Origin of the sequence: Streptomyces alkaliphilus (genome assembly GCF_014141535.1) — a bacterium.
GTDB classification, from domain to species: Bacteria; Actinomycetota; Actinomycetes; order Streptomycetales; family Streptomycetaceae; genus Streptomyces; species Streptomyces alkaliphilus.
Genome location: NZ_VKHT01000151.1, coordinates 1 through 7,302, shown reverse-complemented (window position 1 = coordinate 7,302; position 7,302 = coordinate 1). Strand labels below are relative to the sequence as shown.

The window sequence follows — 7,302 nt, the reverse complement described above, 5'->3', positions numbered from 1 at the left end:
GGTGGGTTTTTGGGAGGATGGTCATGCCATGGGCACGATTCGAGGGCGGGATTTTCCCTCGAATCCGCGTTCGGGAAACCTTCTGTTCGGGAACCCGAGTGAACACGGGCCCCGGGAGCCCCCGGGTCACCGGGGCATCCCGGTACCACGGCACGACGGCACGACGACGCAACGGCACGGAGAACCGTGACATCACGGATCACAGGCGAGGGAGCACGGGTGACGGAAACGGACGGCGGGATCGCATGAGGCACTTCCCGGAATCCGGCGGATCGACCGGGGGCACGCCCCCCGGGGACACCGAATCGCCCGTCACGGACCGGGCCGAGGAGGGCGCGACCGCCGAGCGCAAACGTGAGGTGCGCCGGGACCTGCAGGCGGTGCGGGCCGCGATGACCGCCGAGGAGGCACTGGAGGCCGCCGAGTCGCTGACCGCACGGGTGCTGTCCCTCCCGGAGATCGCCGAGGCCCGGACCGTGGCCGCGTACGTGGCGGTCGGCCGGGAACCCGGCACCCGCCCGCTGCTGGAGGAGTTGCGCCGACGCGGCGTCCGGCTCCTGCTGCCGGTACTCCTTCCCGATGACGACCTCGACTGGGCCGCGTACGAGGGGCCGGAGTCCCTGCGGGAGACCGAACACGGGATGGGTCGGGTACGCCTCTTCGAGCCGGCGGGCGAACGCCTGGGGCCCGAGGCGGTGCGCGAGGCCGAGGTGGTGCTGTTGCCCGGTCTCGCGGTGGACGCCCGGGGCGTGCGCCTGGGGCGGGGCGGCGGCAGCTACGACCGTGCCCTGGCCCGGCTGATCGCGACCGGCGCACGGAGCACGACCGGCGGGGGCCCTCTGCTGGCGGTGCTGCTCTACGGGCACGAGGTGGTGGACGAGCTGCCCCGCGAGACGCACGATCGGCCCGTGCACCTCGCCGTCACACCGGAGGGGACCCACCGCTTCGGCGACCCCCGCCCGACGACGGACTGACGGGCCGACCACGGCACCCCGGGGCGTCGCGTCACACCCGACGGAATACGACTCAGGGGGCCCATCGGGGAAACGCCCGACGGCGGTGGTCGGGAACCGGCCGAACCGGTCCGGCGACCACCGCCGTCGGGTGCGTCGAGCGGGCCCCGGGGCGTGCGACGCCCCGGGGCCCGTGATCACGGCAGCAGGGCCATGGTGTTCTCCGTGGCCTCCTCGACCGCCTCATCGGTCCACGCCCACGGCAGGTACTCACCGTCGACCCACAACCGGGTCTGGTCGGTGTAATGGGCGTGGTGGGCGTGCCCGGAGGCGCCCGTCAGGTTGATCCACACCGACTGGTCGAAGTCGGCCAGGTTGACCACCATCCGCATCGACGGCACCCAGGTCACGCCGTAGCCGCCGGCGGCGTTCCATCCGGTGGCGTTCACCGCGTCCTGGCCACCGGAGATGTTCCACGGGCCCCGGTTGAGCAGGGCCCGCACCACGCCCGGGCCCGCGGTGCCCAGGGTCTGGTTGGTCAGCTCCAGCTGGTGCAGCCGGCCCCAGCTCCAGGTGGAGATGTCCTTGCCCAGCAGTGAGGTCAGCTCCCACCGGGCGTCCTTCATCGCCTTGGCCAGCAGCTCGTCCCGGTCGCGGGAGGAGGGGGTGGTGCGGTTGCCGGAGGAGACCCACCACTCGCTCTCCGGCTCCTCGAGCAGGATCCGGACCACCTCGAACCACCGGTCGCCACCGTCGGGCTGGGCACTGTCCGGGGATCGCTCGCCGCACTCGGTGACCAGGCGGGCCCGGCCGTGGGCGTCCTCCAGCGGCCCGGACTCGTCCGCGGGACGCACCCGCAGACACTGGCCCTCGACGCGGACCTCCTTGGGGAGCTTGTGGCCGAAGGCGAAGCGCAGCACGTGCCGCCAGACCGCGTTGTAGTAGGCCGCCGCGGCGGAGTCGGCGTCCTGGGTGTAGTCCCAGCCCTCCAGGAGTTCCTGGGCCTCGCGGATGTAGGGGTCCTCGATGTCGATCCGCAGCAGGTACGGCACCAGGATCTTGGCCATCTCGTTGCTGTCGTCGAGCTGCATGGTGCGCATGTCGTTCGTGGAGATCTTGCCGCCGTCGCGGATCCGGGCCTCGATGAGGTCCTCTATCCGGCGGCTGCGGGTGCCATAGCTCCAGTCGTCGGTCAGCGCGTAGGGGTACGCCTCGGGATCGATCACCGCCTGGTTGGCGGTGACGATGTAGCCGCGGTCGGGGTTGTACTCCCACGGCAGCTCGTCCTGCGGGATCCAGCCCTCCCAGTCGTAGGCGGAGTCCCAGCCGGGGGCGGGGTACCGGCCGTCGCCCTCACCTCGCACCGGTATCCGGCCGGGGGCCTGATAGCCGATGTTGCCCTCGGTGTCGGCGTACAGGAGGTTCTGCGAGGGCACGGCGAAGTCCCGGGCGGCCTCGCGGAATTCGGGGAAATCGGTGGCGGCGTTGAGCTTGAAGACCGCGTCCATCGTGTTGGAGGGCTCCAGCGCGGTCCAGCGCAGCGAGACGGCGTAGCCCTGGCCGCGGTCGGGGGCGCCGGCGGTCACCGGGGCCAGCACACCGGCGTCGCGCATTTCCTCGCTGCGGTCGGAGATGATCGGGCCGTTGGCCGTGGAACGGACCGTGATCTCGCGGGGCTCGCCCCCGGCGACCTCGATCACCTCGCGACGGGTGCTGTAGGGGATCTGCTCGCCGTCGCGCAGGTAGGTGCCGTCGCTGAGCTTCTCCAGGTACAGGTCGCTGACGTCGGCGCCCAGGTTGGTGAAGCCCCAGGCGATGGAGTCGTTGTGGCCGATGACGACCCCGGGCATGCCGGAGAAGGTGAAGCCGGCCACCTCGAAGGGACAGTCGGGGCCGACATCGGTGCAGTGCAGGCCCATCTGGTACCAGATGGAAGGCAGCATGGGGGCCAGGTGCGGGTCGTTGGCCAGCAGGGGTTGGCCGGTGGTGGTGTACTCACCGGAGATCACCCAGGAGTTGGAGCCGATGCCGCTGCCGTTGGGGCCGAGCAGGGCGGGGACGGCGTCCAGCAGGTCCGCCACACCGGCAAGTTGGGTGGTGAGGCCCTCCCCGTCCTCCCCGTCCCCCGTGATGCCCTCTCCGGTGCCGGCGTCGGTCCGCGTGCCTTCCTCGCCCGCCTCGCCGTCGGTGGAGGTGTCCGGAGCGCCCTCGATGCCCTCGGTGGCGTCACCGGCACCGGCATCCGCACCGTCGGGGTCGCCGGCGGAGCCGGTGCCGGTCGGCAGTGCGGAGGTGTCACCCGCGGGGGCGTAGGCCCCGTCGGTCACCGTGCCGTCGGTGACGATGGGCCGATTCCGGTCGAAGGGATAGGGCGGGTAGAGGTCGTCGATCTGCTCCGCGGACAGGCGCCCGGCCAGCAGCGAGCGATCTATCTCCTCCTGGAGGTTGCCGCGCAGGTCCCATGCCATGGCCTTGAGCCAGGCGACGGAGTCCACCGGGTCCCACGGCTCGGGGGCGTAGTCCCCGATCAGGCCGAGCACCGCGTACTCCACGGAGAGTTCGGCACCCTCGCGCTTCTCCAGCCAGGCGTTGACGCCGTCGGCGTACGCCCGCAGGTAGGTCTTGGTGTCCTCGGCGAGGAGTTCGTCGTATTCGCGCTGCGCGACGTCCCGCCAGCCGAGGGTGCGCAGGAAGGCGTCGGTCTCCACCTGCTCCTCACCGAACATCTCCGAGAGCCGACCGGCCGTCAGGTGGCGGCGGACGTCCATCTCCCAGAAGCGGTCCTGGGCGTGGACGAATCCCTGGGCGCGGAAGAGGTCCTCGGCGGTGTCCGCGTACAGCTGCGGGATGCCGTGGGCGTCACGTCTGACGGTGACGGGGGCGCTCAGCCCCTCGATCTTCACCTGCCCGGTGACCTGCGGGAACGATGCCCGCACGGTCTGCACGGACCAAAAGGCACCGGCGGTGAGACCTCCCAACAGCAACAGGACAACCACGATCGCGAGCAGCCGAACGCGTCGCATGGATTTGGAGGCGGGCATCGCTGTCCTTCAGGGCCAGATGAGCGGGCTGCAGCAACCATAGACATACCGCCGGAGGGGTGGACCCCGGGGGAGTGGCCGCCGGGGTTCCCCCATACCCAAGATGGTAAATTTCCCGTAAAGGAGCCGACGTCATATACCTGTAGCCTGCAAAAAAGCGGCCGGATCGGCGATCCCCCCACTCCGGGCCGGGTGGCCGCCACCCCCGAAGGGAGTGACTGACCCCTGACCGTTGATCGCCTCAACCTGTTGCTGCTGCTGTGCACGCTCGTCCTGCTCGTCGCCGTGGCGGCGGTGCGGCTGTCGGCACGCAGCGGCCTGCCCACCCTGCTCATCTACCTCGCCATCGGCATGGCCCTGGGTCAGGACGGACTCGGCATCGATTTCAGCGATGCCGAACTGACCCAGGTCCTCGGCTACGCGGCGCTGATCGTCATCCTCGCCGAGGGTGGCCTGAGCGCCAAATGGAAACACATCCAACCAGCGGTTCCCCCGGCCGTCGTACTGGCCACCCTGGGGGTGGCCATCAGTGTGGGGGTAACCGCCGCGGCGGCCCACTGGTTGCTCGGATTGGATTGGCAGATCGCGCTCGTCATGGGCGCCGTTGTCTCCTCGACCGACGCCGCAGCCGTGTTCTCCGTGCTGCGGAAAGTGCCGCTGCCGCGTCGGTTGAGCGGGACCCTCGAGGCCGAGTCCGGCTTCAACGACGCCCCCGTGGTGCTTCTCGTGGTCGCCTTCGCGAGCGTGGGTGCCATGGACCGCTCGGCGGAGTCGTGGCTGGTACTGCCCGCGCAGATCCTCCTGCAACTGGTGGTGGGACTGGTCATCGGCCTGGTCATCGGCCAACTGGGTGCGTACCTGCTGCGGCAGGTGGCGCTGCCGGCCTCCGGTCTGTACCCGATCGCGGTGTTGGGCCTGACCGGTCTGGCCTACGCGATCGCAGCACTCACCTACGGCAGCGGCTTCCTCGCCGTCTACATAGCCGCCCTGGTGCTCGGCAACGCCGGCCTGCCACACGGACCGGCCACGCGGGGCTTCGCCGACGCCATGGCGTGGGTGGCCCAGATCGGCCTCTTCGTCCTGTTGGGCCTACTGGTGAATCCCGCCGAACTGCTGGCGGACTTCTGGCCCGCCATCGTCATCGGCCTGGCACTGACACTGGTCGCCCGACCGCTGTCGGTGGTGCTCTCGCTGCTGCCCTTCCGCAGACCGTGGCGGGAACACGTCCTGATGTCCTGGGCCGGGCTGCGCGGAGCGGTGCCGATCGTGCTGGCCACCATTCCCATGGTGAGCGGGGTGGAGGGCAGCGACCGGGTCTTCAACATCGTCTTCGTCCTGGTGGTGGTCTTCACCCTGGTGCAGGGGCCCACCCTGCCCTGGTTGGCCCGCCGGTTGCGCCTGGGCGACAGCGATCAGGCCCGGGACGTGGACATCGAGTGCGCCCCCCTGGACCGGCTGCACGGACATCTGCTGTCGGTCTCGGTACCGGGACGATCCCGACTGCACGGTGTGGAGATCGCCGAGCTGCGGCTTCCCGCAGGGGCCGCGGTCACCCTGGTGGTGCGTGAGGGCACCAGCTTCGTCCCACAGCCCACCACCGCCCTGCGGCGCGGGGACGAGTTGTTGGTGGTCACGACCGACCGGGGGCGGGAGGCCACCGAGCGCCGCCTGCACGCCGTCAGTCGGGGCGGCAAGCTGGCCGGCTGGCTGAGCCGGGGCAGTGCTCCGGAGTTGAGTCGAACCGTGGAGACGGAACAGTTGGGCGGGGGATGGTCGACGCTGCGCACCCCCTCGGAGTGAGGGTCGTCCGGCCGCGGGGAGACCCCGGCGGCCGGCGCCCTCGCTGGTGGTGGGTGAGGCGGTGACCACCGCGACACCGGGACGCGGTGGACTACGGGCCCGGAATGTTGCACGATGGAGCGTCGTTAGCACTCACCACGGAAGAGTGCCAGGAGGAACAGACGTGCCGACGTACCAGTACCAGTGCACCGCCTGCGGGGACGGCCTCGAGGTGGTGCAGAAGTTCACCGACGACGCGCTCACGGAGTGCCCTGCCTGCCAGGGGCGGCTGAAGAAGGTGTTCTCCGCCGTCGGGATCGTCTTCAAGGGCTCCGGCTTCTACCGCAACGACAGCCGCGGCTCCACCTCCGGCAGCGCTCCGGCGGGTGGTGAGAAGAAGTCCGGCGCCAAGGAGGGCACGTCCTCGTCCTCCGGCTCCTCATCCTCCTCGTCGTCCTCCGGTTCCGGTTCCGGTTCCGGCGGATCCTCCTCGACGGCCTCCGCGTCGTCCTCGGCCCCCGCCTCCGCCGGGGCCGCATGAGCCCCCGCGCCGAGATCGGGGTCATCGGCGGCTCGGGGTTCTACTCCTTCCTGGACGAGGTGACCGAGGTCACCGTGGACACTCCCTACGGGCCCCCGAGTGACGCGCTCTTCCTGGGTGAGGTCGCGGGCCGAACGGTGGCCTTCCTGCCCCGACACGGCAGGACCCACCGACTCCCGCCCAACCGCATCAACTACCGGGCGAACCTGTGGGCGCTGCGCGGTCTCGGCGTCCGCCAGGTCCTCGGGCCGTGCGCCACGGGAGGGCTGCGCCCGGACCGGGGGCCGGGGACCCTGGTGATACCCGACCAGTTGGTGGACCGGACGAAGAACCGGGTGCAGACCTTCTACGACGGGGAGACCCGGGCCGACGGAGTGGTTCCCAACGTCGCACACGTCTCCTTCGCCGACCCGTACTGCCCCTCCGGACGGGCCGTGGCGCTGGCCGCCGCCCGGGGGCGGGAGTGGGAGCCGGTGGACGGCGGCACCATGTGCGTGATCGAGGGGCCGCGTTTCTCCGCCCGGGCGGAGTCCCGTTGGCACGCGGCGCAGGGGTGGGACGTGGTCGGGATGACCGGTCACCCCGAGGCGGTCCTCGCGCGTGAACTCGAGCTCTGCTACACCTCCCTGGCGCTGGTGACGGACCTGGACGCGGGGGCGGAGACCGGCGAGGGGGTCTCCCACGCCGAGGTGCTGAAGGTCTTCGCCCAGAACATCGATCGTCTGCGGGGCGTGGTGCTCGACACGGTGGCGGCCCTCCCCACCGAACGGGACTGCCTGTGCGTCAACGCCCTGCAGGGCTGGGACACGGGCATCGAACTGCCCTGAGCCCTCCTTCCGGTTTTCCGGTTTCTTTCCGGCACTTCACCGCTCCCGTCGAGCCCCGCTCGCCGGGGGCGGTGGTGTGCGGGAGGAAGCGCCACGGGGCCGTGGCCGGGGCGGCACCGGGACAAGCGAGCCCGCCCGGGTCGGCGTCGAGGGGGCGGGAC

Annotated in this window: 5 protein-coding genes; 4 read left to right on the top strand and 1 reads right to left on the bottom strand. The window is 70.9% G+C overall.

All coding sequences use genetic code 11. The features are described 5' to 3' along the window. Window positions 1-392 precede the first annotated feature (392 nt). Window positions 393-974, top strand: a complete 582-nt coding sequence (locus FNQ90_RS07610; protein WP_407699322.1) for a 5-formyltetrahydrofolate cyclo-ligase — start codon at window positions 393-395, stop codon at window positions 972-974. A gap of 176 nt (window positions 975-1,150) precedes the next feature. On the opposite strand, the gene FNQ90_RS07605 is transcribed toward FNQ90_RS07610, so the two are convergent. After that, the gene (locus FNQ90_RS07605; protein ID WP_182605641.1) at window positions 1,151-3,994 is read right to left on the bottom strand and encodes a penicillin acylase family protein; all 2,844 of its coding nucleotides are present in this window, start codon (window positions 3,992-3,994) and stop codon (window positions 1,151-1,153) included. A 225-nt stretch (window positions 3,995-4,219) separates the two neighbouring features. Here FNQ90_RS07605 and FNQ90_RS07600 point away from each other — a divergent pair, with 225 nt between their 5' ends. The 3 genes from FNQ90_RS07600 to FNQ90_RS07590 all read left to right on the top strand — a co-directional run bounded on the left by FNQ90_RS07600 (window position 4,220) and on the right by FNQ90_RS07590 (window position 7,141). Continuing rightward, a complete protein-coding gene (locus tag FNQ90_RS07600; protein ID WP_182605645.1) occupies window positions 4,220-5,794 on the top strand; it encodes a potassium/proton antiporter in 1,575 nt (524 codons plus the stop codon). A 163-nt stretch (window positions 5,795-5,957) separates the two neighbouring features. Next, window positions 5,958-6,314 carry an FmdB family zinc ribbon protein gene (locus FNQ90_RS07595; protein ID WP_182605639.1) on the top strand — a complete coding sequence of 119 codons (357 nt, stop codon included), beginning with the start codon at window positions 5,958-5,960 and terminating at the stop codon, window positions 6,312-6,314. Next, window positions 6,311-7,141, top strand: a complete 831-nt coding sequence (locus tag FNQ90_RS07590; RefSeq protein ID WP_182605637.1) for an S-methyl-5'-thioadenosine phosphorylase — start codon at window positions 6,311-6,313, stop codon at window positions 7,139-7,141. Before FNQ90_RS07595 ends, FNQ90_RS07590 begins: the two co-directional genes overlap by 4 nt. Window positions 7,142-7,302: the final 161 nt, after the last annotated feature.

Bases quoted from the DNA above. Each gene is read 5' to 3' on its own strand.
- FNQ90_RS07610 (WP_407699322.1), top strand. From the start codon at position 393: ATGACCGCCGAGGAGGCACTGGAGGCCGCCGAGTCGCTGACCGCACGG.
- FNQ90_RS07605 (WP_182605641.1), bottom strand. From the start codon at position 3,994: ATGCCCGCCTCCAAATCCATGCGACGCGTTCGGCTGCTCGCGATCGTG.
- FNQ90_RS07590 (WP_182605637.1), top strand. From the start codon at position 6,311: ATGAGCCCCCGCGCCGAGATCGGGGTCATCGGCGGCTCGGGGTTCTAC.